We start from the raw sequence: 26952 nt of genomic DNA on the forward strand, positions 1-26952 counted from the left end.
TGCCCAGGCCACAGCCCTTCACGTGAGGAGCATAGGCGTGAAGCTGGGCTGTCGACCCGCTTAAGAAATCCTCGATGGACTGATCACCTCCGCGCTCGGCAGATTGGTGCCTGTCGATACGTCGCACCCGCACCAGTGGTTGCAACGTCCCCTCCGCATGCCTGGAGCCACCCCCATGAAGGCACTCGTCAAGCACAAGGCCGAGCCCGGGCTGTGGCTCATGGACGTCCCCGAGCCCGAGTACGGCGCCGGCGACGTGCTGATCAAGGTGCTGCGCACCGGCATCTGCGGCACGGACCTGCACATCCGCTCCTGGGACGGCTGGGCGCAGGGCGCCGTCAAGACCCCTCTGGTGCTCGGCCACGAGTTCGTGGGCGAGGTCGCCGCGGTCGGCGCTGACGTACGGGACATCGAGCTCGGCGCGCTGGTCAGCGGCGAGGGCCACCTGGTGTGCGGCAAGTGCCGCAACTGTCTGGCCGGGCGCCGCCACCTGTGCCGCAGCACCGTCGGCCTCGGCGTCGGGCGCGACGGCGCCTTCGCCGAGTACGTCGTCCTGCCCGCGCAGAACGTGTGGGTGCACCGGACCGCCGTGGACCTGGACGTGGCGGCGATCTTCGACCCGTTCGGCAACGCCGTCCACACGGCGCTGTCGTTCCCGCTGGTCGGCGAGGACGTGCTGATCACCGGCGCGGGCCCGATCGGGATCATGGCGGCGGCCGTGGCCAAGCACGCCGGCGCGCGCAGCGTCGTCATCACCGACGTCAGCCCCGAGCGGCTGGAGATCGCCCGCAAGGCGGGCGCCACCCTCGCCGTCAACGTCGCCGAGTCCTCGATCGCCGAGGCACAGGCCAAGCTGGGCCTGCGCGAGGGCTTCGACGTCGGCCTGGAGATGTCCGGCCGCGGCGAGGCCATGCGCGACATGATCGACAACATGACGCACGGCGGCCGGATCGCCATGCTGGGCCTGCCGGCGCAGGAGTTCCCGGTGGACTGGGCGAAGGTCGTCACCTCGATGATCACGATCAAGGGCATCTACGGCCGCGAGATGTTCGAGACCTGGTACGCGATGACGGTGCTGCTGGAGGGCGGGCTCGACCTCAGCCCCGTCATCACCGGCCGCTACTCGCACCGGGACTTCGAGGCCGCGTTCGACGAGGCGGCCACCGCCCGCAGCGGCAAGATCATCCTGGACTGGACGGCGTAACGGCCCCCGGGCCCCCGGGCCCGCCGACCGGGCCCCCGGCCCCCGGCCCCCGGGCCCTGACCCGGGTCCCGGCGGGGAAGGCGTGAGCGCCCTCCCCGCCCGCGGACCTGCCCGCCTCCGTCCCACCGAACCATCTCCCTCCGGCCGGGCCCCGCCCACCCTCCCCCCTCCGCGGGGCCCGGCCCCCTTCGTCCGCCGCACTAGGAGAAGCCGAAGCCCATGTTCGAGTCCGTACGCGAAGACCTCCGCACCACCCTCGACGAGATCCGCGCCGCGGGCCTGCACAAGCCCGAGCGCGTCATCGGCACCCCGCAGAACGCGGCCGTCGCCGTCACCGCGGGCGGCGCCCCCGGCGAGGTCCTCAACTTCTGCGCCAACAACTACCTGGGGCTGGCCGACCACCCCGAGGTGGTCGCCGCGGCGAAGGACGCGCTGGACCGCTGGGGCTACGGCATGGCCTCGGTCCGCTTCATCTGCGGCACGCAGGAGGTGCACAAGGAGCTCGAGGCCCGGCTGTCCTCGTTCCTCGGCCAGGAGGACACGATCCTCTACTCCTCCTGCTTCGACGCCAACGGCGGCGTCTTCGAGACCCTCCTCGGCGCCGAGGACGCGGTGATCTCCGACGCCCTCAACCACGCCTCGATCATCGACGGCATCCGCCTCTCCAAGGCCCGCCGCTTCCGGTACGCCAACCGCGACATGGCCGAGCTCGAGGCCCGCCTGAAGGAGGCGACCGAGGGCGGCGCGCGCCGCAAGCTCATCGTCACCGACGGCGTCTTCTCGATGGACGGGTACGTCGCCCCGCTCGCCGAGATCTGCGACCTGGCCGAGCGCTACGACGCCATGGTCATGGTCGACGACTCGCACGCGGTGGGCTTCGTCGGCCCCGGCGGCCGCGGCACGCCCGAGCTGCACGGGGTCATGGACCGCGTCGACATCATCACCGGCACTCTCGGCAAGGCGCTCGGCGGCGCCTCCGGCGGCTACGTCGCGGCCCGCGCCGAGATCGTCGCGCTGCTGCGCCAGCGCTCGCGCCCGTACCTCTTCTCGAACTCCCTGGCACCGGTCATCGCGGCCGCGTCCCTGAAGGTCCTGGACCTGCTGGAGTCGGCGGGCGACCTGCGCGAGCGGCTCGCCGCCAACACCGCGCTCTTCCGCACGAAGATGACCGAGGCCGGCTTCGAGATCCTCCCCGGCGACCACGCGATCGCCCCGGTGATGATCGGCGACGCGGCGGAGGCGGCCAAGATGGCGGAACTGCTGCTGGAGCGCGGCGTGTACGTGATCGGCTTCTCCTACCCCGTGGTCCCCATGGGCGCGGCCCGCATCCGCGTCCAGCTCTCGGCGGCCCACTCGACGGCGGACGTGGAACGCGCGGTGGCCGCCTTCGCGGACGCCCGCACGGCCCTGGCGGCGACGCAGGCCTGAGGCCGCACGGGCGGGGGCGGCTCGGCCGGCCGGGCCGCCCCGCTCCACCTGCGAGAATGGTGGGGTGATCGACCCCCGCCGGCTGCGCATTCTGCGGGCCGTGGCGGACCACCGTACGGTGACCGCCGCGGCCGCAGCCCTGTACCTCACCCCCTCCGCCGTCTCCCAGCAGCTCGCGGCGCTCGAACAGGAGACCGGGCACGCGCTGCTGACCCGAAGCGGCCGCGGCGTACGCCTGACGGCGGCCGGCGAGATCCTGCTCGGCCACGCCCACGAGGTCCTCGCCCAGCTGGAGCGCGCCGAAGCCGAGCTCGCGGCCTACGCGGGAGGCGCGGCGGGAGAGGTGACGGTGGCGGCCTTCGCGACCGGCATCGCCGAGGTCCTCGCCCCCGCCATCGGCCGCCTGGCCCGCGAACACCCGGGCATCCGCCTGCGCGTACGGGACGCGGAAGGCGACCAGAGCCTGCCGCTGCTGCTCGACGGCGAGGCCGACCTGGCGCTGGCGGTGGAGTACCGCGGCGCCCCGGGCGCCGACGACGGCCGCCTGTCGGTGCTCCCGCTGTACGCGGAGCCCTTCGACGCGGTGCTCCCCTCGGGACACCCCCTGGCCGACCTTCCCGAGGTCCCGCTGGCGGACCTCTCCGGCGCGGACTGGGTGGGGCAGTACCCCGGGAACCCGTGCCACGACGTGACGCTGCTCGCCTGCGAACTGGCGGGCTTCCAGCCCCGGTTCGTGCACTCCTCGGACGATTTCCGCGCCGTGACGGCCCTGGTGGGCGCCGGGGCGGGGGTGGCGCTGGTCCCGCGCTCGGCGCTGCGCGGCATGGACCTCAAGGAGGTCGAGGTCCGCCCGGTCTCGGGATCGACGCCCACCCGGAGGGTCTTCGCGGCGACCCGCCGGGGCGCGGAGTCCCACCCCCTGATCGCCCCGATCCTGGCAGCCCTGTCGCAGGAGGCGGGACGCCTGCCGGCGCACTGAGGGGCGGTCGGGGCGGGGGCGGCCGTCACACCCTCCGCACCTCCACCCCCGCGGCCTCGAACTCGGCCGCCACCCCGTCCGGCAGGGCCGTGTCCGTCACCAGGACGTCCACCGACCGCGTCGGGCAGATGCGGGCGAAGGCGCGGACCGCGAGTTTGCTGGAATCCGCCGCGATCACCACCCGGCGGGCCCGTTCGCACAGGAGGCGGTTCATCGCCGCCTCGTCCTCGTGGCGGGTCGCCGCGCCGTCCGCCGGGTCGAAGGCGTCCACGCCGACCACCGCCGTGTCCATCGTCAGCTGGCCCAGCACCTGCTGCGCCAGCGGGCCCGTCAGCTCGTACGACTGGGGGCGGGCGACCCCGCCGGTCAGGACGATCTTGAACTGCGGTCTGATGACGAGTTCGCCCGCGATGTTGAGCGCGTTGGTCACCACCGTCAGCGCCGGCGAGCCCGTCGCCAGGTCCGGGCGGCCGGCCAGCGCCCGGGCCACCTCCGTGGTGGTGGTGCCGCCCGTCAGGCCGATCACCTCGCCCGGGGCGATCAGCTCCGCCACCGCCTCGCTGATCCGGTGCTTCTCGGCGGCGCGGCGCGAGGTGCGGTAGCGCAGCGGGAGTTCGTAGCTGACGCCGTGCACCACCGCCCCGCCGCGCGTGCGGACCAGCAGCTGCTGTTCGGCCAGCTGGTCGAGGTCGCGGCGGATGGTCGCGGCGGACACGCCGAGGGCCTCCGCGGCCGGCTCCACCTCCAGCTCGCCCCGCTCCACCAGCTGGTCCAGCAGTGTCTGCCAGCGCTCCTTGCGGGTCATGGACCCCACGGTGATCGACCCCCTCGGGTGTGCTCCAACGGCCTACGCGTCGACATTAACCCAGGAGATCAACCCCCCTGGGTGCTTGAAGTTGCGTGAAATGGGCCGCTACCTTGCAGGAAACTGCACTCACCACGCCAGGGAGCCGGCATGAGCCACGTCGCGTACGAGTTGGGCACACAGCCCGAGTGCTGGGAGCGGGCCGCCGAACTGGCCCCGGCCCACCGGGCGTTGCTGCCGCGGCCGGGGGAGCGTACCGCGATCGTGGGCTGCGGGACCTCGTACTACATGGCCCAGGCGGCCGCCGCCCTGCGCGAGGAGATGGGTCAGGGCGAGACCGACGCCTTCCCCGCCTCCGAGTTCCCCCTGCACCGCCGCTACGACCGGGTCGTCGCGCTCACCCGGTCCGGCACCACCACCGAGGTGCTCGACCTGCTGGCCGGGCTGCGGGACACGGGGGTGCGCACGACCGCCGTCATCGGGGACCCGGCGACGCCGGTGATGACCCTCGCCGACGAGCTCGTCGTACTCGACTTCGCCGACGAGCAGTCCGTCGTACAGACCCGCTTCGCGACCACCGCCTTCACCCTGCTGCGCGCCCACTTCGGTCTGCACACCCCTTCCGTCGTCGCCGACGCCCGCACCGCGCTGGCCGAACCGCTGCCCGAACAAGCGGCGAGCCGCGGCCAGTTCACCTTCCTCGGCCGCGGCTGGAGCGTGGGCCTCGCGCACGAGGCCGCGCTGAAGATGCGCGAGGCCTCCCTGTCCTGGTCCGAGTCGTATCCGGCGATGGAGTACCGGCACGGGCCGATCAGCGTCTCCGGGCCCGGCACCCTCACCTGGTCGCTCGGCGAGACGCCCGCCGGCCTCGCCGAGCAGGTGCGGGCCACGGGCGGCCAGTGGGTGGCCGGCCGGCTCGACCCGCTCGCAGAGCTCGTACGGGTCCACCGGCTGGCGATCGCGGTGGCGGCCCACCAGGGCCTCGACCCGGACCAGCCGCGGAACCTGACCCGCTCGGTGATCCTCACCGCCGGTGAGGAGGCGGTCCGATGAGCCTCGTCTCCGCCGGGACGCTCGTCCTCGACGCGGCCGCCGCGGGCCGCGCCGTCGCCGCGTTCAACATCATCACGCTGGAGCACGCCGAGGCCGTCGTCGCCGGGGCGGAGCGGGCGGGCCTGCCGGTCATCCTCCAACTCAGCGAGAACGCCGTGAAGTTCCGCGGCGGGCAGCTGCTCCCGATCTCGCGCGCGGCCGCGGCGTGCGCGGAGGCCGCCGGCATCCCGGTCGGCCTGCACCTCGACCACGTCAAGAGCCCCGACCTGCTCCGCCAAGCCGTGGACGCCGGGTTCGGCTCGGTGATGTACGACGCCGCGCAGCTCCCGTACGCGGAGAACCTGGAGGCCACCCGCTCCGCGGCCGACTGGGCGCACGCCAACGGGCTGTGGATCGAGGCCGAGTTGGGCGAGGTGGGCGGGAAGAACGGCGCCGCCCCGCTGGACCCGCACGCGCCGGGCGCACGTACGGACCCGGACGAGGCGCGCCGGTTCGTGGCCGACTCCGGGGTCGACGCGCTGGCCGTGGCGGTCGGCAGCAGCCACGCGATGACCAGCCGCACCGCCGAGCTGGACCACGCGCTGCTGGCCCGGCTGGCCAAGACCGTGGACGTGCCGCTGGTGCTGCACGGCTCCTCGGGGCTGCCGGACGCGGAACTCGCGGCGGCGGTCGCGGGCGGCATCCGCAAGGTCAACATCGGTACCGCGCTGAACCTGGCCATGACGGAGGCGATCCGCACCCACCTGACCCCGGCGGACCCCCGGCCCTACCTGACGGCGGCCCGTACGGCGATGGCGGCGACCGCCGCGGCGATGATCACGGCGCTGAACTGACGGCGGGAGGGGTCAGCGGGGGCTGAGCCGGGCCCGGTGGCACGTGAGGGTGTGCCACCGGGCCCGGTCCGGTGTCGCGCCCCGGTCCAGGGAGCGGCGGGCCTCGATCGCGGTGACGTCGCGGTCGGTGGACAGGCACAGCAGGACGAACAGGTCGCTGTGCCGGGGCTGGACGGTCTCCTCGTAGTACCACTCGGCCGTGACGGTCCGCTGCCCGGCCAGGAAGGGGCGCTGGAGGAAGTCCTGCACCTCGAGCGGGAAGTGCCCGAGCACGCCTTGCGCCTCCGGCGGGTCCAGGACCAGCCGCTCCACCGGCGCACCGGGCCGGCCGGGCGCGGCCGCGCCCGCGCCGCCCGCCGGCGCCGGGCGCCCGTCGAAGGAACGGCTGACCAGCGAGCCGGGCGCCACCCGGAGCCGCTCGCCCCGGTGCGCCTGCGCCCGGCCGTCCCGGTACTCCGGCTGGACCCGGCACAGGCCGCGGTCCCCGAACACCACCGCGAAGGGGGCGCCGTCGGAGTAGACCCGGGCCCACCACACCAGGGAGCGGCCGGCCTTCTCGAGCGTCTTGGCCCGTACGTCGTCCGGCAGCAGCTCCCACGCGCGCATGCGGTCGGGGCTCTCGGGGTCGACGGGCAGCGCGCCCGGCTCGTGGATCTGGGTCACACCCCCGGAGCCCTCGCCCCGGCCGCCGGGCAGCCGGTCGCCGGGCAGCCGGTCCCGGTCCCGGTCCCCGGGCATCGGATCCCGCCCGGCGGGCAGCCGATCCGCCGGCCCCGGCGTCCGGTCCCGGCGCTTCGGCATCCGGTCCCGTCCGGCGAACTCCCGCTCCCAGGCCTTCTCGTCCACGTGTCCCCCCGGATCATCGAACTGCCGCTCTTCGCAAGCCCATTGTGGGTCACGGGCCGCCGCCCCGCCGCCGGTCGGCGCAAACGGCGCCCCGCGAGTCCTTCCCCCTTCTTGGAACACGTTCTACTCTGTGCGCCGCCACCACAGCGACCGGCTGGACCGCGAGACACCCGGAGGGGCCGTGCACCTCGAATACACGCCTGAGCAGCAGCAGTTGCGCACCGAGCTGCGCGCCTACTTCGCCGAGCTGGTGCCGCAGGACGTCTACGCCCGCTACGAGGACCCCGCCGCGCAGAAGCGCTTCTACCGCGAGACCATCCGCAAGCTCGGCGCCGACGGCTGGCTCGGGGTCGGCTGGCCCAAGGAGTACGGCGGCCGCGGGATGTCGCCCATGGACCAGTTCATCTTCTTCGACGAGGCCGCGCAGGCCGTCGTCCCGCTGCCGCTGATGGCGCTGAACACGGTCGGGCCGACCATCATGCAGTTCGGCACGGACGAGCAGAAGGCGTACTTCCTCCCGCGCATCCTCTCGGGCGAGATCGACTTCGCCATCGGCTACAGCGAGCCCGACGCGGGCACCGACCTCGCCGCCCTCAAGTGCAAGGCGGTGCGCGAGGGCGACGAGGAGACCGGCACCTACGTGGTCAACGGACAGAAGATCTGGACCACCAACGGCGACACCGCCGACTGGGTCTGGCTGGCCGTCCGCACCGACCCGGACGCCCCCGCGCACAAGGGCATCACCATGCTGCTGGTGCCGACCGCCGACCCCGGCTACTCCTGCACCCTCATCAACACCCTGGCCTCGCACGACACCACCGCCAGCCACTACGAGAACATCCGCGTCCCCGCGAGCCGCCGCGTCGGCCAGGAGAACAAGGGCTGGCGCCTGATCACCAACCAGCTCAACCACGAGCGCGTCACCCTCGCCGCCCACGGCACCATGGCCATCCGCGCCCTGCACGACGTCCAGCGCTGGGTCGCGCAGACCAAACTCGCCGACGGGCGCCGCGTCATCGACCTCAACTGGGTCCGCGGCCGCCTGGCCCGCACCCACGCCCGCCTCGACGCGATGAAGCTCCTCAACTGGCAGATGGTGGGCGCCGTCCAGGACGGCATCCTCACCCCCCAGGACGCCTCCGCCGTCAAGGTGTACGGCTCCGAGGCCCGCAGGGACGCGTACGCCTGGCTGATGGAGGTCGTCGGCGCGGCCGGCTCCCTCAAGGACGGCTCCGCGGGCGCGGTCCTGCACGGCGAACTCGAACGCGGCTACCGCAGCGCGGTCATCTTCACCTTCGGCGGCGGAAACAACGAGATCCAGCGAGAGATCATCTCCTGGATAGGCCTGGGCATGCCCCGAGTCCGCCGCTGAATCCCTGTGACGAGGATTTTTAGTTGGCACAAAAGATGGATGGTTGGCACCGTGATCCGTTGTAGCGTGGGATGCGATCCAGGTCGTCAGACGAATCTCTCCTCGAGAGCTTCGTCAACCCACTCCGAGGCCCCCGTGCACGACTGCTGACCTGGTAATGCGTGTCCCTGAGGGCGCTCGTTGATCCAGGACACTGCAGGTGTTGGTCTTTGGCCGGCGCCCGCGGGTACGCGGCTGTGTCGCGGCGTTGTGGGTGGAGGGCGCAATTCCAGTAGGCGTGGAAGCGGTGCCCACGTATGGGCGCGGCGTCGATGTTGAGCGGCGCAGCGGCACGAAAGATTGCAGTAGCGCGTGACTCGGTGCAGTTCTTTCTGCCGTGCCGCAGTGAATAGTGCACAGCCGGGCGCTGAACTTGGCACCGCCGGGGCGATCGCCAGGGCCAGCGCAACCCACTCCATCGGCCCTCAAACCCTCTCGAAGGCCATCCGCGAACTACCCCAATCCTCGTGCGAGGTGCCGATCGCTGAAATGACTTGGCCTCGGTGACATGACTAAGGTCAGCGGTTCGCCGGGGCCAGGGGAGCGCCTCAGCGTAGGATGCGCACTGCGGGTGTCTCGCGCGTTTCCTGCCACTGCCGGAAGGGTCGACGGCATCTTCGACGGTGTCACGGGTCGGGTTGTAGGTAGGCGCTTTCTGCCCGGTCCGTGCCGCGAGAGGGTTCTCGGGACGACGGCGACTCGTTCGATGGCCTCATAGGCATCCGCAAGTGCCACAGTCAGTCCTGGCGCTCGGATACGAGGATGAGTCGCAGGGACACCCAGGCAAGCGGCTGACCTTTCAGCGCCACTGGCAGGCACCCTCCCGCCATTGGCATGTACACAAGCGCGCGGTCGGTCGCTCGTTCCGTGCGCGATCGGTATGGTGCCGCAAGAACGCTGTCCTGGCCGAGGCTGACCGGACTTCGACCCGTCCGCAGCGCCGGCAGAGGGGGTGGCACTGGGTGGCCGTGGATGCACTCGATCGTGCGGTGGGCTTCGAGCTCGTTGACCTATGACGCTCTGTGGTGGGATCGCGACGGATAGATAGCAGCCGGTCCAGCCAGGCGCTGACAGCGTCTGGCCGGACCGTTCCCCGCCGATTGTTACTCTGTGGCGGGATGGTTTCACCCTGCTGGAGACCCCCACGGAGATCGCTGGCGTATGACCCGCCGTCGGTCCAGTGCCAGCTAGGTGCACTCGAGAGCCTTACTCGAGCTGGCCATCGCTGGCGTAGCTGTGTAGCAGTTCAGACAACAAGGAGCAGGATGTCGAAGTCGACCGTGGCAGCGGGACGCAAGCCGAAGGTCGTCCCTGCGAACCCTTACCGGGACGGCCACGAACCGCTGCATCGTGACGGGAACTGGGTCTGGGCTCCGCTGAAGCAGACGTGGCTGCTCGCCAAGCCTGAGGAACTCGTCCGGCAAGAGTTCATCCACCGTATGCACACACAGTGGGGCTACGATCTCGGTCAGATGCGTCAGGAAGTCCGCGCCGCCTCAGGTCGCAAGTCTGTCCGCGCGGACATCGTGGTAGCCGAATCCCCCCAGGCGCTCTTGGAGAATCGTGACTACGTCATGGTGGTCGAGACCAAGGCGGAGAACGTCCCGATCCGCCGGGCCGACTACGAGCAGGGTGAGAGCTACGCTCGTGGCGCTGGCGTCGAGTTCCTCGTGCTTCACAACAGCAAGACGACCTCCTATTTCAAGCTTTCACCCGGCTTCCCGGGTGAAAGCGTGGAGATCGCCAGCGTACCCAAGGCATCCGAGCTGAAGAACGTGAAGCGGCTGGCGGAGATCCGGAGGTCCACGAAGGCGTTCACCCGCGACGAGTTCCAGCGCCTCTTGTTCGACTGCCACTGCATTCTGCGCGACAACCACAAGATGGACCCCGGCGCGGCCTTCGACGAGATCTCCAAGGTTCTATTCATCAAGATGGCCTTCGAACGGTCAGGGCAGGGAGAGGTCTTCACCACCGACACTCTGCGCGACGTGGCCAAGAATAATCTCCTGCGCGAGGATCCTAGTAAGCTCCTCGAGAAGCTCTTCGATATCACGAAGGACTTTTACAAGAGGGATAAACTGTTCGGATCGCGGGATGTCCTCAATATCTCAATGGCGACGCTAGAAACGATCGTCAAAAAGCTGGAAAAATTCAACCTCTCCGACACCGGTGAGGACGTCAAGGGCTTGGCCTTCGAACGCTTCCTGGGAGATACCTTCCGCGGTGATCTCGGGCAGTTCTTCACACCGAGGCCACTGGTCAACTTCATGGTCGACGTGCTCGACCCCCAGGAGGGTGAGCGGGTCATCGACCCTGCGGCCGGCACCGGAGGCTTCCTTATCACCGCCCTGGGCCGCGTGCGCGCGAGCATCGAGCACGACGTGCAGAGCAGCAAGGCAGCCCGTCGGGCTGAGCTGGAGCAGCAGGCCAAGGCTGAGAAGTGGAGCCCGGAGACCCTGTTGGAGAAGATCGGCGAGGCTTACGCCGAGCTTAACCGGGAACTCGACGTTCAGAACGAGCGCGGGCGCCTGCACCGGGCGGCACGGGACTGCATCCGCGGGGTCGACGCGGAGACCAGGGCCGCACGTACCAGCAAGATGAACATGATCATGCATGGTGACGGACACAGCGGTATCTATCACCACGACGGCCTGCTTGACATCCGGGACGTCTACGAAGGCTCCTTCCAGGTGGTGCTCAGCAACCCTCCGTTCGGTGCCACGGTGACGAAGGATCAGCTCGTTGGCTCGACAGCCCAGACCAGCGCGCTGAGCGACTCGCGTTTGGTGGAGGAGTACAGGGCAAAGCTCGGTGACCCCTGGCTGTCTTCCCAGCGACGCATGATGGAGGCCGAGAAGCGGAGCCGGCCGATCATAGAGCTTTTCGACATCGGCCGGGACCCAATTGCGGGCCCCCTGGACGCGGCCAAAGTACGCCCGTCTCGCAGTACCGAGACGCTCTTTGTCGAGCGCTGCATCAGACTGCTCGAGCCGGGCGGACGCATGGGCATCGTCCTGCCCGACGGGATCCTCAACAACCCCTCGATGTCATGGCTTCGGGAGTACGTGGAAGACCACGCCAAGGTGACAGCCGTGGTGTCCGTTCCGCAGGAGGTCTTCGCAAGCTCCAAGGCGACGGTGAAGACCTCCCTGGTGTTCCTGAAGCGCTTCACCGATGAGGAGGCCCACCAGCTCGCAGAGCTTAAGGAGCAGGCGGCCAGGGAAGTCGAGGAGGACCTCGCACCGGAGCGGGAAGCGCTGGAGGCCTTGCTGCGTCGCTCGCAGACGTACGACCGAGAGGACCTTGCGCCGCTAATCGACGAGATCGGCCAGCTGGAAGCGGCGGGCCCGTCGCAGCGCCACGCACTGGCGGCGAAGAAGCGCCAGCTTCGCACTGCGGTCACCGAGGACGACAAGGCTCGCAGCAAGGGCCTGGCCCGTCAGCACGCGCGCGAGGAGGCCGAGCTGGAGCGCAAGAAGGAGACCTTGGTCAGGCAACTGGCCAAACAGCGCTTCAGCTACCCCGTCTTCATGGCGGAAGCTCAAGCTGCGGGCATCACGGCAACCGGCGAAACCGGAAACAGTGTGGCCAATGACCTGCCAGGGATCCTGGAGGAGATCCGAAAGTTCCAGGCCGATCCCGACGGCTACCGTGAACGGGTGGAGGCGAAGCTCGCGCTCGACGGAGCCCAAGAGCAGGAGCCAAGCCTGTGAGCGCGGTCATTCGTGTCAAGGCGTCCCATGTCCTGGAACGCTGGGACGTCAAGCACGTCCTCGCCCGAACCTGGCACCGTCCGCCGCAGGAGCTTCGCCCGATCGGCGACGTGGCCGTGCGTCGCAGCGAGTCCAATCCAGGCGGTTTGCGCCTTGGGAGTATCCACTTCGACGGCAGCATGTCCCTGAGGCCGGCCGATGCAGCATTGAAGGGCCGCTCATTCGCCGCGCATTCCGGGGACGTGGTGTTCAGCAAGATCGATGTCCGCAACGGCGCGATCGGTGTAGTGCCCGAAGAGCACGGGAGCTTGGCGTTCAGCGCCGAATACCCGATCTACGACGTGCGCTCGCCTGGATATCTGCTGCCCGAGTACATGCGTCTGCTGTGCCGCACCGAGGTGTTCCGCAGCCAAGTGGAAGCCCTTGTTGTCGGACACAGCGGACGCAAGCGGGTAGCACCTGAACTGTTCGAGACCCTCACCATCCCCGTTCCGAGCCTTGTCGAGCAGGAGCAGATTGTCCTCGCTGAGCAGGAGGCGCTCAAGCGCATCGCGGAAGCACAGGCTGCCTCGCAGTCCGCTCCGGCGGAGGGCATCCAAGAGATCACCCGGCTCCTGGGCCTGTCTGCCACAGAAGCTGCCCCGATCCGCTTCCCCTTCGTCGTGGACAGTGCTCGGCTTGGTGCCTGGGCGGTGCCTGCGGCGGCGCACACGGCCCGAGGTGTATCGACTGAACTCACCAGCGACTACCCTGTCCGTCCGCTCGGGGAGCTCGCCGCCGTGTCCTACGGGCTGCAGAAGAGCCCCGCCAACCGACCGGGCCCCAACGCGCGCCCCTACCTGCGCGTGGCCAACGTCCAGGACGGCTACTTCGACCTGACCGAGATCAAGCAGATCGAGGTCCCGCCAGGGTCAGAGGCCCCGTTCCTTCTCCAGGCGGGCGATGTTCTCCTGTGTGAAGGCAACAGCGCCGAGCTTGTCGGACGCCCCGCGCTATGGGCCGGCCAGATCCCCGACTGTGTCCATCAGAACCACGTTCTTCGCGTCCGAACGGACCGGGATCAACTGCTTCCCGAGTACCTACTCGCCTATATGCAGACGGCCCCGGCGAGGAGCCACTTCCGGCGCCGGGCGAAGAAGACCACCAACCTCGCCACCATCAACAGCACCGACGTACGTGAACTCGCTGTTCCGCTTCCCCCGCTCCCCGAGCAGGAGAAGCTGGCAGATGTGTGGGTCGCTGTGCAGACTCAGGTGCGAGAAGCCAGGGAGAAGGTCTTCCAGGAGGAGGCCAAGCTCAGGCGACGCCTGGAAGAGATGATCAGCGACGGCATGGCCTGACAACCCACTTGGCTCCGGCGGTCGGCCTCTGGCTCTACGGGCTGCCGCCAGCGCAGCCGGATACTGCTGCGGGCGGGCATAGACGTCTCAACGACTCTCTGCCCGCCCGGAGTAGAGGGAGCTGCCGGTCAGGTGATGAGCAGCCCGCGCTCGAGCGCCCGCTGTCGAATCTTGATCAGCTTCTCGGTACCGTTTTCGGTCTCCACCTGCCAGGTGGTCCACCCATTACACGACGTGATATTCAGTGCCATTTGCCCTGCGGTTGACAGGGCGTCATAGACAGCACCGTTGTCCAGCTTCACGCGCCCGTCCTCGAGTAGAACAGCGTACTGAGTCTCCCTCTTACCGGTCGTGCTGATCCGGGCGCCAGGCTTGAGTAGGCCGACAGCGATCAGCTGGGCTGGGGTGACCCCGTAGTGCGCGCGCGTGGAGGCGGTCCGCTTTGCCGTCTGGCCCGCGGGCACGATGAAACCCAAATCTGCGGGGTTCCAAAGCAGCTCGCACAAGTGCCGGTACAGACGCTGCCGTTCCTTGATCGCCGAGGGCGGGAACGAGTCGCCGTACGGCTTCGCGAGCTTCGACAGGCCGTGGTCCTCGATGAAGCGCCGCAGCCGAGGATTACGCTCGTGGGACTCGGGGTGCAGGAGAGCTGCTAGGAGATTCTGCCGCCGGTAGAACCCGACTTTCCGCTCATAGACGGCGTCCTGGTAGCTCGCGTTGTCCGACTTCGGGAGTAGGAGGAGAGCTCCGAGCTGGTCACGCTGGTTGCGGAACTGCTCCTCGCTGCCGGCCTCCTTGTGCCGGTCGTAGTGGTTCTCCCAGATGTGCTCGATCTCGTGAGGGCGCGCGCCCGCCTCGAGACCGAGGTACTCCGCGGTACGATCCGGGTTCCCGTTTCCGCCCTCGACGAAGGCAGTCATCCGCGCCAGGAGATATCGGACCTGCTTGCGATTATCGCTGCGGAGCTTGAAGGTGTTGATCCCCGAGAAATCATGGCCGAGTTGGGTCGCCTCCCGGCCCAGGAGCTGGGAGAGCTCACCGACGGTCGCGGCTTCCCGTACCAGGGGCACCAACGGCATGATCTCGGGGAGCATCTCGACGTTCTGGATCGGCGCGCTGTTCGCCATGCGGCGAGCCAGCATGAGGTCCAGGAAGCGTGCCACCAATCGGGCCTTGGCGATGAAGGTGTCCTCGTCGTCCTCGGGCCTCATCGCTGCGGTCAGCAGGGTGAACTGTGCGGTGAGACCGTTGTCCGCGTTGTACCGGATCGTCTCGAGACCGGGGACGTGTTCCGCCGTCGCCCTCTGGACGAGCGAGTACCTCTTGGCGGAGGGAATGAGGACATCGGTGATGAACCGACGGAACTGATCGGGGCGTGTGAGCTCGAGCAGTTCCGCGTGTTCACGGACCCACTCGTGGAACGAACCATCGATCTTGTGCAGGTCAGGGGTGTCCGGCTGGACGTAGCGTGCCTGTAGGAGGGTCTTGATGAAGTCGCTCGGATGGGCGCCGGCGTTCGTCAGTCCCGACAGCATGTCCCGCCATGCCTTGTTGAGCTCGCCGTGGTTCTGACCGGCGTGGGAGAGCAGGAAGCCCTTGAGGAGGTCGAGCGGCGTGAGTCGCGCGCCCCGGTCGTTCATGGTCTCGAAGATCTCCCACCCGTTGTCCCGGTCATGGGCGCGGATGTCGACGAGGCAGACCCGGTGGAGCAGCCAATCGACGAAGTAGGGCAGCGGCTCCCCCCGCAGCGTCGCGGGGAAGTCCTCGGCGAGATCGCACCCACGGGCCCACAGGTTCTTCACCGACAGCGACGCAGCCGATGGCGGGACGAAGTCGCGCCCCCTCAGAAGCGACTCCATACAGGCATCTCGCTCCGGGACATCCAGCGTAAAGGACCGCTGGCCGTACTGCCGCGAGCGAATGAGCCGGTCGAGTTCGGTCGCGTCATCCTCCAGGTCCTCGTCCACCCCGAGGAGCCCGCGTAGATGAGTGAGGAGCAACAATAGCGAGGTGAACCGCTGCTGGCCATCGACCAGGTACGTGCGGTCGCTCACGTAGGTCACGATCGACCCGAGGAAGTACGGCCGGTAGAAGCGCACATCAGCGCGCTCATGCCCGGACTTCCACTGGTCAAGGAACCGGTTGGACAGGTCGTCCAGAAGCTCCTGCATGTTCCGGCGAGTCCAGGTGTACTCCCTCTGGTAGTACTCCAGCCCGTACCGGACGTCCTTGAAAAGCTGACTGACTGTCTGGCCGCGCCCGTCTACCAGCTGTGCTTCCCCGCCGTCGTGCACGCGCCCTCCCTTGTTTGACCATCGGCACCGGATACGAACCCTACGCCGGGCCTCGGACATTCCTGACGTCTTCGCGGCAACCCACAGGAGCATGCTCAGGCAAGGCGAAGCACCGACCATCTATCCGGCATTTCGGGCAACTCCTGCACCCGTTCTGGGTTCTACGCCAGTTCGCTCTCTGGAACGCGGATGGTCGAACCCGTATCCTCCGGCGGTGTGTGATGCTCCCCAACCACCCGCCGCTCGTTGTCGCCGAACAGTTCGGCATGCTCCAGTCCCTCGCCTCCGGCCGCGTCGGCCTCGGCCTCGGCCGCGCCCCAGGCACCGACCGCCAGGCACACGGCCATTTGGCACATGACCAGCCACAGGCGGAGTTTCTGCCGCCCTCGCAAGCATCGCGGGAGACGCAGGCAACGCCCCCGCCCCCACTCTCGCTTGAACACAGGCACGACGAGATCGGCACAGTTGACAGGTCACACCCAGCCGAGCATGGGCAGGGTAACCTCCCCTCAACCAGAGGCTCGATGACATCCTGTGATGCACCACCGTCCTGCCGGCCTGTAGCAGGGGGTTGCCCTCTGCCTCTCCGGGGCTCATCCGTACGAGCGCTGCGGAGCGGTCAGCTTGCTCCACACCGAACAGAATCTCGTCAACCCTTCCATGTCGACTTGACTGGCAGCCACCATGGCCGGCCTGTGAGAATGTGTCGGTTGCGACGGGGGGCTCGGAGCGGCCAGCCCCTGGGGGCCGAGCATGAGTCGATCGGGACCGACGAGAGAGGGCGCTCTGCACTGTGGCTGGCCACACAGGTTATCCGCTGGAGTTACGTGACCGCGCGGTGCAGAGGTACCAGCAGACCCACCCGAAGCCTACGTACGGCAGCCTCGCTGACGAACTCGGCGTACATCGGGATACCGTGCGCCGCTGGGTCCGGCTGGCCGAGCATGAGTCCCACAACACCGCGCCGCACGGAAACGCCCCAGCGAAACGAATGGCGGGAACTCCAGCCCCATCCACGCCACCAAGTCCTCCGTCGTGCAGGGCGCTCGCCCGGAGCCTGGCCCCGTTACCCGAGGAATCGCTCTCAGGATTCCTACTGCGCGCGGCGTACCGACTGGAGCGTACGCCGAGACGCCTCGCCCAGTTGAGCGGCCTCATGGCGCTGGGGCGTACGCTACCGCAGCACCTGCGAACCCTCTCACCCTCAGTGCTCGAGAGGTTCAGCACCACCATGCAACTCACGCCGACCGAGGTCACCAGCATGACCCTGGCGGGCCTGCAGCAACGTCTTCCCGCTCTGGCGGATCTACGTCGCGCGGCGACGCACGCCAAGGGCCGTGCGGGTGCCTCTACTTGGGCCATGGCCTTCCCCGGTCGCTACTGCCCCGAGTGCCTGCGTGGCGACGGGTCGCCGGTTCAGGAACTGTTCGGCGGCGCGTGGCAGCTGAGGTGGCACCTCCCCATCGTGTTCGCATGTCTGACGCACCATCGCCTGTTGGAGAGTGCGTGCCCTGCCTGCCATGCCGCGCCAAACGGACGCACAACTCAGCACACCAGCTTGATCTGCAGACCGGGCATCGCGGGTCTGCACCCCGCTCAGTGCCGGAACCCCGCGCCGGGGCAACCAACCGGCTCTGGAATTCGGCAACTCCCTTGTGGGGCACGGCTGGATGAGGTGGATCAGGCTGCCGTCGGAATGGGCCATCATCTTCCCCCACAGGATCTGGAGCGGCTGTTCGCGTTCCAGAGGCGCCTTGAGCAACACCTGGCCGATAGCCCCACCAACCCGAGGGAAGGTGGGGAAGACGACGGCGCCTATCTCCCGGACCTCATCGCCGCGGCCCAACTGATTGTTCTGAGTTGGCCCGTCGGCTCTTCGCTCGCAGCGTCGCCCGCACTGACCTCATTGATCGACGCCTACGCCGCGCCCCTCACCACAGGCCGCTACTTGGGCTTCCAGGTGCGCCTTCCCCCAGTGAATGCCGCGCAGTGCGGAGCCCTCCTGTTCGCGGCCGAAACCCTGCTTGGCAACCGTGATCTTGCCTCGCTCCATGAGCGCATCCGCCCCCTGAGTCGCGAAACCAAGAAGCGAGCACCGGACTTCACCAGGCGCCTGGGGCGCCAGGGAGGAGTGTCCCTCTCCTTCAGTCGCGCGACAAGCCGACGGCTCCACGGCTTCCAGTGGGACCCCCGGGTACGAGCTCGCTCCCGCACCGACGGCTTCCTCCTCGAACACGTACCTCCATATCTTCCCGAGTCGTGGCTTAACCTCCACTTCTCCAATTTTCTCGGCCACCTCCCTGACCTCGATCCAAAATTGCGACGCCACCTTCGAAGGGCAGCCTCGCTCCGGCTCGCCGAAATGGCCTGTGGAGACACCTGGCCGAACTGCGCCGTGGCGCTCGGGAAGCCGGAGAGCACAGGTCGACACACATTGAATGTTCTCGGGCGCCGGCTCCACCAGTCTGGCCTCTGGCCGGACTTCGAGGACGCCGTACGGGACGCCGGCGATCACCTCTCGCAGCTCACGATCCAGCCGGACTACGCCCACCGGCGCAGCGTGCTGTCGGACTGGCGGCTGCCTCAGAACGACTGGCGGGCACTGTGCTCCGGGATACCCCGGCTGGAGAGGATGGGCTCGACGTACAACCCGGACGCGGGAACCATCCTGGTGTGGTCGCACGTCAATGAGGCCGAGCATCTGCACCACCCGCTACTCGACGTGGCTCAGCAGGTACATTCCGGCACCAAAGACTCACTGACCAATTTCGTAGGCCGCTTCTATCACCGCCCGGACCATCAACAAGGAGCCCGCCTGACGCTCCGGCGGAGGCTTGATCAGTACGGCGCACGCCTCGCATCAGCCTGTGACCGAGGCGAGGACCTTCGAATCCAGGATGCCGAGGTCATTTCACAGGGATTGCCAGCCTGACTGTCCGCGGTCGGCTGGCCCGCGCCAGGCGGACGATCACCGCCCTGGGCCACGGCAGCAGAACAGCCTCACATTCACTCGAACGTGTGATGTTAGAAAATCTGACCGCCTCAGGCGTCCGGATCGCCATACCGTCATCGCGTTCTTGGCGTACAGATCATGATGCGGAGGTGGCGATCTCGAATGAACTCAGCTCTCACCGGGCGGAGTTTGCACACCAAATCGACGTCGGGTCCTCATGGCGCGTGGTCGGATGCGTGCACCCTTGAAGACCTCGCCGTGCTGTGCGTCGGCTTCACGGACTACGCGTACGCCCTGGATCTCGACGAGAAGTGGCCGGTGCGCTGGACCACGACGTGGAAGTTCGGCCGGACACCGGTCACCAGTCCCGTGCGCGACCTGGACAAGGTGGATCTGCGCCGGAGTGTCCCCGTGCGCCGGTTCACCTGGCGCACCGACCAGTTCCACCGTCCTGGGCTCGAGTACCTGATGTCGACCGACCGTCACCACGGTTTCGAGAGTCACGAGGAGGAACGCCTGCTGCTCGTGGCCGACTTCGCCGCGGGCCTGGTGGAGGCGCTTTGTCAGCCGTTCCGGCTGCGGTTCTTCGCCGACGGGAAGGCGATTCGGCACACGCCCGATTTCCTGTTGTTGACGGATTCCGGGCTCGTCCTGATCGATGTACGTCCGGCCGATCGTATCGAGCCGGAGGATGCGTTGAAGTTCGCCGCGGCAGCGGAGACCGCGCTGTCGGCAGGGTGGCGGTACGGCGTCGTAGGGGGATGGCGGCAGCATGCGTGGACGAATGTGGACACGCTGTCCGCGGAGCGGCGGCCGCTGCCGGATGTGCTGGGGACTCAGGAGCATCTGCGGGAGGCGGCAGCGCAAGGCCCGCTTCCCTTCGGCGAGTTGGTCGAGCGCTGCCGTATCCCGGCGATCGCCCGTGCACATGCGATCCACCTGCTTTGGCATCGGCACCTCGGCGTCGATCTCTCCGTGCCGTTCGGCAACGCGAGCCTGATCCGAGTGGCTCCCCGGAAGCATCATCGGGAGCTTCCGCGGTGAGCACTGCGACAGAGCCGATGTGGAACCTGGAGCCCGGCGCCGAGCTGATCATCAGCAACACCGCATGGCAGGTCCAGTCCTGTCTGCCGCACCTCGGCCGGGTGACCCTCGTCAACGAGGACGGCGAGAGCTGGAAGGCATCGGTGGGTGAGTTGATCCACCGTCCGGACTGCCGGCCGTCCACGCGGACCCGCGCGGACCTGCCCGCCGCGGACCGGGGCCGGCAGCCCAAGTCGCTGGACGACCTCACACCAGAGCAGCGCACCATCGTCATGCTCCGCATGGAGCACCTGTGGGAGGCCGAGACCGGCTTCCGTAACGGACATCCGCTCGCCGCACTGCCCCACGAACCACGGCCGCAGTACGACCCGGACACCACGACGCTGACCCAGCGCCGCCTTGCGAAAGCCGACGAGCTGCGCAGGGCCGCGTCCGAGACGCCCGCGCAGGCGAAGGCGAACGGCCTCCTTGAGGTGAGTCTTCGCACGTTGATCCGTTGGGGAACCGCCCACGCGAGATACGGTCCCATCGGAGTGGCGGACGACCGGTGGCTGCGGAAGGCGACCGGGCACAAGATCACTCCCGAACTGCGCGAGGCCCTCTATGCGGTGTACGAGGAGTCACGGCACCGCTCGAAGCTGACGATGCGGGACAAAGAGTTCCTGATCCGCCAGTACATCCACGAGACGTTCAACTCTGCTGAGATGTACGGCCCTGACACACCACGCGCTGACGCCCTCGACGACGAGGCTGCTGGAGCGCCGCGCGTGGAGGTCCCCGGCTACGACACCCTGCGGGCCATCTGGAAGGACTGGTTCGGCTCCAACGGGGGGCGGCAGCGCTACGCGCGTTCGGCGGCGAAGGCGAAGGAGTACGCGACCGGTCGGCATATCGTGGTGCACCGGCCCGGGCAGGTGGTGGCGCTGGACAGCACCGTGATGCCGGTGAAGGTGCTGGAGGACGTGTTCGGCGACCCGGTGTCGGTGCATCTGACGCTGGCCCTGGACGTCTACACGCGCTCGATCGTCGCGTTCCGGCTCAGTCTTGTCTCGGACTCCTCGATCGACGTGGCCATGGTGCTGCGGGACATGATGATGCCGTTGCCGATGCGCCCGGACTGGGGCGAGGCCATGGAGTGGGCCTACCCCGGCGTGCCCGGCACGGTGGTCGCGGACTTCGCCGGGTACGAGGTCGCCGGTCTTCCGTTCTTCGCTCCAGAGACCGTCACCACCGACCATGGCTCCGTGTACCGCAATCATCACCTCGTCGAGGTGCAGCGGGTCATCGGGGCGAACATCAAACCCAGCCGCGTCTTGCGCCCGACCGACAAGCACTCCGTGGAGCGGACCTTCGGCGCCATCAAGTCGCTGCTGCTCGCCGTCCTGCTCGGCTACCAGGGCACGGACACGGCCGACCGGGGCGTGGATCCGGAGGCGGACGCCTGCCTGACCGTGACGGAGATGGAACATCTAATCGCCACGTGGGTCGTCAAGACATGGCAGAACCGGCGGTTCGGCTCGTACGCGCCGAGCTGGGACCCGCGCGGTGACCACAGCCCCAACAGCCTGTTCGCGGCGGCGATATCCCAGGGCGGCTTCGCTCTTCGAATTCCGCCGGCCGAGCTCTACTATCAGCTCCTTCCCAGCCACAGACTCATGGTCCACGGCAAGCGCGGTGTGAAGGTCAAGAACCTCTGGTACGACGGCCCTGCACTGGATTCCTACCGCGGGAAGCTCTCCGGCCGCGGAGGAAGGAACAAGAACAAGTACGTCGTCCACCGTGACCCGCGCGATCCGTGTTTTGTGTTCTTCCAGGACCCGATGACCCACGAGTGGCACACGCTGCGCTGGACGGGACTGCCCGAGGAAGGCGAGGTTCCAGCCTTCGGTGACGCCCGTGTCAGGGAAGCCATGCGGGAGCTGCGCCGGAGGGGGCTCGCTCCGAAGGCGGACACCGAACTCCTGCCCGTCCTCTTGGAGCTGATCGGTGGCCACATCTCGGTCGAGCAGTGGCCGACTCAACTCTCCAAGAAGCAGCGCACCGAGCACGCACGTGAAGTCGCGCAGGCAGCCGCAGCCGACGCCGACAGTCCCACGGGCGCGGTCCGCAAGGGCCGGCTGGCTCGGCCGGTCGCGGTTCCCGCAGCGCGAGCAGATGCCGGCGAGGGCAAGGTCGTGCCCCTGCGCCCGAAGGAGCGGGCTCAGCAGGTCCACAACGCGGTGGACAGCGAGCGGCGGCGCCGTCGTGAGGCCGCTGTCCCCGACCAGATGGCCCCACCCCCCGATCTGTCCGAGAAACTCCGCTCTTCCAGCCTGCTGGCTCTGCTGGACGACGACTTCGACGTCAACCCCATCACGGCCGACGAGGCCGAGGAAGAGGCCGGCCGGTGACCCACCGCCAGAACCCGCTGTCGTTCCTGCCCGGTCCTGCTGTGGACCGCACCACCGTCGAGGGCTGGAACACGTGGTGCCGGACACGCAAGTCCTTCGTCCCGGCTCGTATCCTCACGGCTGCCGAGTTCGCGCGCCTGACACCGCGGCAGCAGCGGATCCACAACCTGCACCGTCTCGCGACGCACAGCTCCCTGACCATCCAGGCCACACCGATGAGCGAGCACGTCGCCCACGCGGCGCTGGCCCGCGTCGAGGACGGCGCCTTCAGCCACAAGGCCGGAACCCGCGGCGGCATCATGGTCAATGGCGACGGCGCCCAGGGAAAGACCGAGACCGTGTGTGAGGCCCTCGCCGGCTTCCAGGAGGAATGGCTCGCCCTCCACGACTACGCAAATCCCGACGCCATGCCCGGCACCCGCGACCTGGTCGCCCCGGTCGCCTACGTACGCTGTCCGGTCAAGGCCACCCCCATCTCCACCTGCCAGCGGATCCTCGACTTCTACGGCGAGGACTACAAAGGCATGCGTCTGGAAGACCTTGTCCGCACCGTCAAGACGGCGGTCATCGAGCACGCCACGAAGGCCCTCGTCATCGACGACATCACCCGCCTCAAGCTCCACCGCGAGGCCGACCAGGACGTTCTCGACCTGATCCGCGAGATGATGAGCATGCCCGTGGCGCTCGTCCTCGTCGGCGTCGGCATCCCCACCTCGGGCCTGCTGCGCGAAGGCCGCCGCGACTCGAAGACCCAGGAGTGGATCTACCAGCCGGTCAAGGACCGCGGCCGCAGCCCCAACGACCACGCCGCCAGCCAGCACGAACGCCGCTTCCAGGTCGTCGACCTCAACCCGTTCAGCTACTCCACCACCCAGCAGATGGAGGCATGGATGACCCATCTGCGAGGCGTGGAGAGTCAGTTGCGTCTCTTGAACGACACCACCGGGATGCTCACCGAGGGCAACATGCCCGAGTACCTGTTCAACCGCACCAAGGGCGTCGTCGGCATCCTGGAGAAACTCATCCAGCACGGCTGCCGCCGCGCCATGGAGGACAAGAGCGAACGCCTGACCAAGAGCCTGTTCGACCAGTTCACCGTCACGCCCGACGACATGCCCGACCTCGACGCCGAATCCGGAGAACAGCCCCACATTCCACCCCACGAGCCGAAGCAGAAGAGGCAGTCCAAGGGGCGCAACACGGTGTTCGACGACGACGGCCCCGATGCCGCCGCATCGGCAGGGTGAACCACGTGGGACACCGGCCCCTGGCCCGCAGTCTGGCCCCACTGCCCGAGGAGTCACTTCCCGGATTCCTCCTGCGGCTCTCCTACCGACTGGAGCTGTCACCGGCCCGCATCGGCAAACTGTGCGGTTTCAGCACCCCGCATCGTCGCCTGCCTGCCGCCTATCTCCTCGCTTTGCCCTCACCCATTGCCGGCCCCTTCGCCGAAGCCACACGGCTCTCCGCTGCTGAAACGCAGGCACTCACGCTGACCGGATCGGGACTCGCCGCCAGGTACGCGCCCCTCTACGCGACCCGTCTCGACCGCGGTCGCAACCATGCCGCTGCGCAGCAGCGTTGGGCGGTCAATCTCTCCAGCCGCTTCTGCTCTCTGTGCCTGGCGGGCGACGGAAGCCCCGTGCAGAACCAGTTCGGTGGTCCCTGGAAGCTCCGCTGGCATCTTCCTGTCGCCTTCGCGTGCACCACGCACGCTCTACCGCTGTCTGGCCCCTGTCCGCAGTGCCGCAACCTGCCCAACCGGTCTCCCGGAACCGAACGATCCGGCCTGCTCATCCAACGGGCCGTCAGGGGGCTCCATCCCGCACAGTGCCGTCAGCCGCTGCCGGGTACACGGTCCAAGATGGCTGATACCCCTCACAGCTGCGGCGCCCGGTTCGATCACCTTCCTGGCACCGCACCCAAGCTGGGACCCGGTGACTTGGATCGTGTACTCGCCCTTCAACTCCGCATCGATCAGTGGCTGTTTGCCAACGAATCCGGGCAAACCGCCAACCCGCACTACTTCCGCGACCTGGTCACCCTGGCCCATCTGATCAAGTTCAGCTGGCCGTTGGGAGCGGATCTGGTCCACTCGGCCCCTCTGGTCTCACTGATCGATGCCCATGCCACGCCCATCACCAGACAGTTGGGTCAGCCGCTCGGCCCCGGCCCGCGGCCAGCCAGCCCCTGGCGAGCCCCGGACGACCCCGCCCAGTGCGCGGCCCTCCTCGTTGCGGCCGACGAGCTTCTCAGCTACCGCGATGAAGGTGACGCCGAGTACCGGCGCCGAGTTCAACCGCTGGCACGTCTGGCCTTCGAACGCCTCACGCCCAACCTGGCCGCAGCGCTCCGACGCATGGATTTCTCTCCCACACTGGCACGCGCGCTGGCCCGGAAGACAAACGGCTTCTACCACGCAGGCGGTCACCCACGGAGCCGGCTCCGCACACCCTCTCGGGACTGCCAGTTCGGCGTCGAACACGTTCCGGCACTGCTGCCGACGGCGTGGTGGGACCTTCACTTCGGCGATCTCCGCGAGCGCGTGGGGCCATTGACGGACTGGAACACCCGCCACCTACGCCGAGCCGCGTCACTGAAGCTCGCCGAGATGACAGCCGGAGGCGCCTGGTCTGCCTGCGCCGAAGCGCTCGACACCCCCTGGAGCACGGCCCAGCAGAGCCTCAACATCTTGAAGCGAGTCCTGGAACCCGCGGAATCCTGGACGGAGTTCGACCAAGCAGTCACACGGACCGCCCGCCACCTGGACTCCCGCACCTCTCGCATCGACTACGCCCATCGTCGTCGCACCTTGCTCCTCTGGAGCGTGTCAGATGCGACCTGGCGTGAACTCCACGCCGGATTCACGACATTGAAAGCCGCACCGACATCACCGAGCCCGACAGCCGCCACCGCACTGGTCTGGGCCCACGTCACGCAGGGCGACTACCTGCACAGCCCTGCTCTCACCGCCCTACGGACGTCCGGGCGCGACACGACGGCTGTGGTCGCCAGCGTGAACCAGCTACGCGCGGCCCCCCGCCGCACCAAAGGTGAGAAGGCCCTACTGGCAGGCCGACTCGAGCTCTACGCTACGCACCTAGCGCAAGCGTGCGACCAAGCTCACCACACCGCACTCATGACGGGCACACCCAGGGACGACGGGGTCACGCGGGACGGGGCACCCTGCGCCTCGTAACAGAACCACCGAAACACTGATCCCAAGGTAGCCAGGCTTCACCCGAACGCGCAGGAAGCGACCCGCCCGGCAGTCGCTGCGGAACGCCCCCGTACGGGGCCCATCCCCTCACTGCCGCTTCGAACACATTCGAGGGCCCGGGGAAACGCCGGCGGCGTTCTCCGGTGAGCGGCCAGAGAACGGCGTGGCCAGCATCGCGGCGATCACCAGAGGCGTGCCAATCGGGTGCTCGGCGACTCCCGCACCCAGTACGGCTAGGGACTCACTGAGTACCAGAATGACGAACAGTCCGTGCCGCTCGGTGAAGTAGGCGGCGCTGTGGATAAGCCAGTTGCCGCGCCGGGAGGTGAGGTAGACCCCGCCCCAGTCCACCGCGATCGTCGCCGCGAACAGCGCCGTCTGTACCCCGCCGTCAACCGTGGCACCCGCGATCAGGAGACCGGAGCTGGCCAGTACCGGTGACCAGGAGACGGCGACCTGCCGCCGCAGCCCTGCATCGCCGAACGCCGACATGCCTGAGGAACGCCGCTGGAAATGAGAGTTGACAAGGCACCTGACCCACCCACTGCCAATTTGGCATCCATCGAATTAGCGCGGATTTGGGTCACTGAGAATGAGAGTGACTCCGACCATGCGTCTACGGCGTGATGGCGCGGCGTAGACGAGGGGTTCCGAAAGGTCTTTGCGTCGCATGCACCAGGGGCAGCCGATCGAACTCGGTCCCTGCACGGAAATCTGCAACCTCGACAAGGTTCTCAACCTGCAGGTCAAGCCCGCCGCGTGCTCGCAGAGCGGGGCCCAAAGCGCGCCGTGCGCTGCGGCTTTCCCGGTATGTTTCCCGACGTGCTACCGAGCGGATCTGAACCTGATCGGGGCGTCAAGTCCGCACTCTCCTGAGCTGGGTAATCCTGGCATTGGGGTCGTTCAGCAGGATTCGCCTGGCACCCCTTGTGACCTGCGGTGTACGTATGCGCCAAGTATCCCTCTGATTTCTTCCCCAGGAGGGCCGAAGCTACCTGGCATCACCGCAGGTCAGGACCGTGGACTAGTGCCAACTAGAAGTCTTGGTCACAATCCCTCCACCCGGGGAAGGCCGCGCACACCGGCACGCCAGGCCGGCAAGGCCCTGGTGGAGCGGGACATCGCGAACCGGCGGGCGGCGGTGTACCTGCCGCGGATCCCGCCTTCGTCGTGACCCAGGTCGGAGACGAGCCCTGGGACAAGTCCGAGGTCCGCTCCCTGCTGCAGAACACCGCATCGCCGGGTGTCTTCTGGCTGTTCGTCGGATTCGGCCGCGGCAAGCTCGCGTTCTACAAGAACCTCAACGCGTCCGCTTCCGCCACCTTCACCAACGTCGCCTTCTACGACGCGAGCAAGAACCCGGGATCGGTGCCCGACGAGCGGTTCTACGCCGGCCTTGTCGACGCCTTCGCCGTCTGGTTGCGGGGCTGACGGGACGG

General features: G+C 68.2%; 17 protein-coding genes and 3 pseudogenes. 16 read left to right on the plus strand and 4 right to left on the minus strand.

Going from position 1 to position 26952, the window contains the following annotated elements:
- Positions 1-175: 175 nt before the first annotated feature.
- The 3 genes from tdh to ACFY1T_RS15335 all read left to right on the plus strand — a co-directional run bounded on the left by tdh (position 176) and on the right by ACFY1T_RS15335 (position 3611).
- Entirely contained in the window at positions 176-1204 is a 1029-nt protein-coding gene (gene tdh, locus ACFY1T_RS15325; protein ID WP_390788541.1) for an L-threonine 3-dehydrogenase, read from the plus strand.
- 219 nt (positions 1205-1423) lie between these two features.
- Positions 1424-2632 carry a glycine C-acetyltransferase gene (locus tag ACFY1T_RS15330; protein ID WP_030865167.1) on the plus strand — a complete coding sequence of 403 codons (1209 nt, stop codon included), beginning with the start codon at positions 1424-1426 and terminating at the stop codon, positions 2630-2632.
- Positions 2633-2696: 64 nt separating this feature from the next.
- Positions 2697-3611 carry a LysR substrate-binding domain-containing protein gene (locus ACFY1T_RS15335; protein WP_390788542.1) on the plus strand — a complete coding sequence of 305 codons (915 nt, stop codon included), beginning with the start codon at positions 2697-2699 and terminating at the stop codon, positions 3609-3611.
- Positions 3612-3636: 25 nt separating this feature from the next.
- Here ACFY1T_RS15335 and ACFY1T_RS15340 read toward each other — a convergent pair whose 3' ends face one another.
- Positions 3637-4416, minus strand: a complete 780-nt coding sequence (locus tag ACFY1T_RS15340) for a DeoR/GlpR family DNA-binding transcription regulator (protein ID WP_390788543.1) — start codon at positions 4414-4416, stop codon at positions 3637-3639.
- A 150-nt stretch (positions 4417-4566) separates the two neighbouring features.
- Here ACFY1T_RS15340 and ACFY1T_RS15345 point away from each other — a divergent pair, with 150 nt between their 5' ends.
- The gene (locus tag ACFY1T_RS15345; RefSeq protein WP_390788544.1) at positions 4567-5469 is read left to right on the plus strand and encodes an SIS domain-containing protein; all 903 of its coding nucleotides are present in this window, start codon (positions 4567-4569) and stop codon (positions 5467-5469) included.
- Positions 5466-6302 (plus strand): ketose-bisphosphate aldolase, encoded by an 837-nt coding sequence (locus tag ACFY1T_RS15350; protein ID WP_390788545.1) that lies wholly within the window; start codon positions 5466-5468, stop codon positions 6300-6302. The genes ACFY1T_RS15345 and ACFY1T_RS15350 overlap by 4 nt, the downstream gene beginning before the upstream one ends.
- Before the next feature lie 12 nt (positions 6303-6314).
- Here the strand turns inward: ACFY1T_RS15350 and ACFY1T_RS15355 are convergent, their stop codons facing one another.
- The gene (locus ACFY1T_RS15355; RefSeq protein ID WP_390788546.1) at positions 6315-7148 is read right to left on the minus strand and encodes a hypothetical protein; all 834 of its coding nucleotides are present in this window, start codon (positions 7146-7148) and stop codon (positions 6315-6317) included.
- A 181-nt stretch (positions 7149-7329) separates the two neighbouring features.
- Between ACFY1T_RS15355 and ACFY1T_RS15360 the strand changes: the two genes are divergently transcribed.
- From ACFY1T_RS15360 to ACFY1T_RS15370, 3 genes are all read left to right on the plus strand, one after another.
- Positions 7330-8520: an acyl-CoA dehydrogenase family protein gene (locus tag ACFY1T_RS15360; RefSeq protein ID WP_390788619.1), complete on the plus strand. Its 1191-nt coding sequence runs from the start codon at positions 7330-7332 to the stop codon at positions 8518-8520.
- Between the two features lie 1304 nt (positions 8521-9824).
- Positions 9825-12272, plus strand: a complete 2448-nt coding sequence (locus ACFY1T_RS15365; RefSeq protein ID WP_390788547.1) for an N-6 DNA methylase — start codon at positions 9825-9827, stop codon at positions 12270-12272.
- Positions 12269-13612: a hypothetical protein gene (locus ACFY1T_RS15370; protein WP_390788548.1), complete on the plus strand. Its 1344-nt coding sequence runs from the start codon at positions 12269-12271 to the stop codon at positions 13610-13612. The genes ACFY1T_RS15365 and ACFY1T_RS15370 overlap by 4 nt, the downstream gene beginning before the upstream one ends.
- Before the next feature lie 128 nt (positions 13613-13740).
- Here the strand turns inward: ACFY1T_RS15370 and ACFY1T_RS15375 are convergent, their stop codons facing one another.
- Positions 13741-15906, minus strand: a complete 2166-nt coding sequence (locus tag ACFY1T_RS15375) for a DUF262 domain-containing protein (RefSeq protein ID WP_390788549.1) — start codon at positions 15904-15906, stop codon at positions 13741-13743.
- Between the two features lie 215 nt (positions 15907-16121).
- Between ACFY1T_RS15375 and ACFY1T_RS15380 the strand changes: the two are divergent.
- From ACFY1T_RS15380 to ACFY1T_RS15410, 7 genes and pseudogenes are all read left to right on the plus strand, one after another.
- Positions 16122-16235: pseudogene (locus ACFY1T_RS15380) on the plus strand (LLM class flavin-dependent oxidoreductase); the annotation flags it as partial.
- Positions 16236-16897: 662 nt separating this feature from the next.
- Positions 16898-17392: pseudogene (locus tag ACFY1T_RS15385) on the plus strand (TniQ family protein); the annotation flags it as partial.
- A gap of 189 nt (positions 17393-17581) precedes the next feature.
- Positions 17582-18838: a hypothetical protein gene (locus ACFY1T_RS15390; protein ID WP_390788623.1), complete on the plus strand. Its 1257-nt coding sequence runs from the start codon at positions 17582-17584 to the stop codon at positions 18836-18838.
- 183 nt (positions 18839-19021) lie between these two features.
- Positions 19022-19903 (plus strand): TnsA-like heteromeric transposase endonuclease subunit, encoded by an 882-nt coding sequence (locus ACFY1T_RS15395; protein ID WP_390788550.1) that lies wholly within the window; start codon positions 19022-19024, stop codon positions 19901-19903.
- A gap of 17 nt (positions 19904-19920) precedes the next feature.
- Complete coding sequence (locus ACFY1T_RS15400) at positions 19921-22293, plus strand: transposase (protein WP_390788620.1); 2373 nt, start codon at positions 19921-19923, stop codon at positions 22291-22293.
- Positions 22290-23540 carry an AAA family ATPase gene (locus tag ACFY1T_RS15405; RefSeq protein WP_390788551.1) on the plus strand — a complete coding sequence of 417 codons (1251 nt, stop codon included), beginning with the start codon at positions 22290-22292 and terminating at the stop codon, positions 23538-23540. The genes ACFY1T_RS15400 and ACFY1T_RS15405 overlap by 4 nt, the downstream gene beginning before the upstream one ends.
- 5 nt (positions 23541-23545) lie before the next feature.
- A complete protein-coding gene (locus ACFY1T_RS15410) occupies positions 23546-25492 on the plus strand; it encodes a TniQ family protein (protein WP_390788552.1) in 1947 nt (648 codons plus the stop codon).
- Between the two features lie 108 nt (positions 25493-25600).
- On the opposite strand, the gene ACFY1T_RS15415 is transcribed toward ACFY1T_RS15410, so the two are convergent.
- Positions 25601-26005: a low temperature requirement protein A gene (locus ACFY1T_RS15415; protein ID WP_390788553.1), complete on the minus strand. Its 405-nt coding sequence runs from the start codon at positions 26003-26005 to the stop codon at positions 25601-25603.
- Between the two features lie 669 nt (positions 26006-26674).
- Here ACFY1T_RS15415 and ACFY1T_RS15420 point away from each other — a divergent pair.
- Positions 26675-26944, plus strand: a pseudogene (locus ACFY1T_RS15420) (VWA domain-containing protein); the annotation flags it as partial.
- Positions 26945-26952: the final 8 nt, after the last annotated feature.

This window comes from Streptomyces sp. NPDC001194, assembly GCF_042896985.1.
In the GTDB taxonomy this organism is placed as follows: domain Bacteria; phylum Actinomycetota; class Actinomycetes; order Streptomycetales; family Streptomycetaceae; genus Streptomyces.

Excerpts from the sequence above, each read along its gene's own strand:
- ACFY1T_RS15400 (WP_390788620.1), top strand. The coding sequence starts at position 19,921 with ATGTGGAACCTGGAGCCCGGCGCCGAGCTGATCATCAGCAACACCGCA.
- ACFY1T_RS15340 (WP_390788543.1), bottom strand. The coding sequence starts at position 4,416 with ATGACCCGCAAGGAGCGCTGGCAGACACTGCTGGACCAGCTGGTGGAG.
- ACFY1T_RS15415 (WP_390788553.1), bottom strand. The coding sequence starts at position 26,005 with ATGTCGGCGTTCGGCGATGCAGGGCTGCGGCGGCAGGTCGCCGTCTCC.
- ACFY1T_RS15350 (WP_390788545.1), top strand. The coding sequence starts at position 5,466 with ATGAGCCTCGTCTCCGCCGGGACGCTCGTCCTCGACGCGGCCGCCGCG.
- ACFY1T_RS15330 (WP_030865167.1), top strand. The coding sequence starts at position 1,424 with ATGTTCGAGTCCGTACGCGAAGACCTCCGCACCACCCTCGACGAGATC.
- ACFY1T_RS15345 (WP_390788544.1), top strand. The coding sequence starts at position 4,567 with ATGAGCCACGTCGCGTACGAGTTGGGCACACAGCCCGAGTGCTGGGAG.
- ACFY1T_RS15395 (WP_390788550.1), top strand. The coding sequence starts at position 19,022 with ATGAACTCAGCTCTCACCGGGCGGAGTTTGCACACCAAATCGACGTCG.
- tdh (WP_390788541.1), top strand. The coding sequence starts at position 176 with ATGAAGGCACTCGTCAAGCACAAGGCCGAGCCCGGGCTGTGGCTCATG.
- ACFY1T_RS15365 (WP_390788547.1), top strand. The coding sequence starts at position 9,825 with ATGTCGAAGTCGACCGTGGCAGCGGGACGCAAGCCGAAGGTCGTCCCT.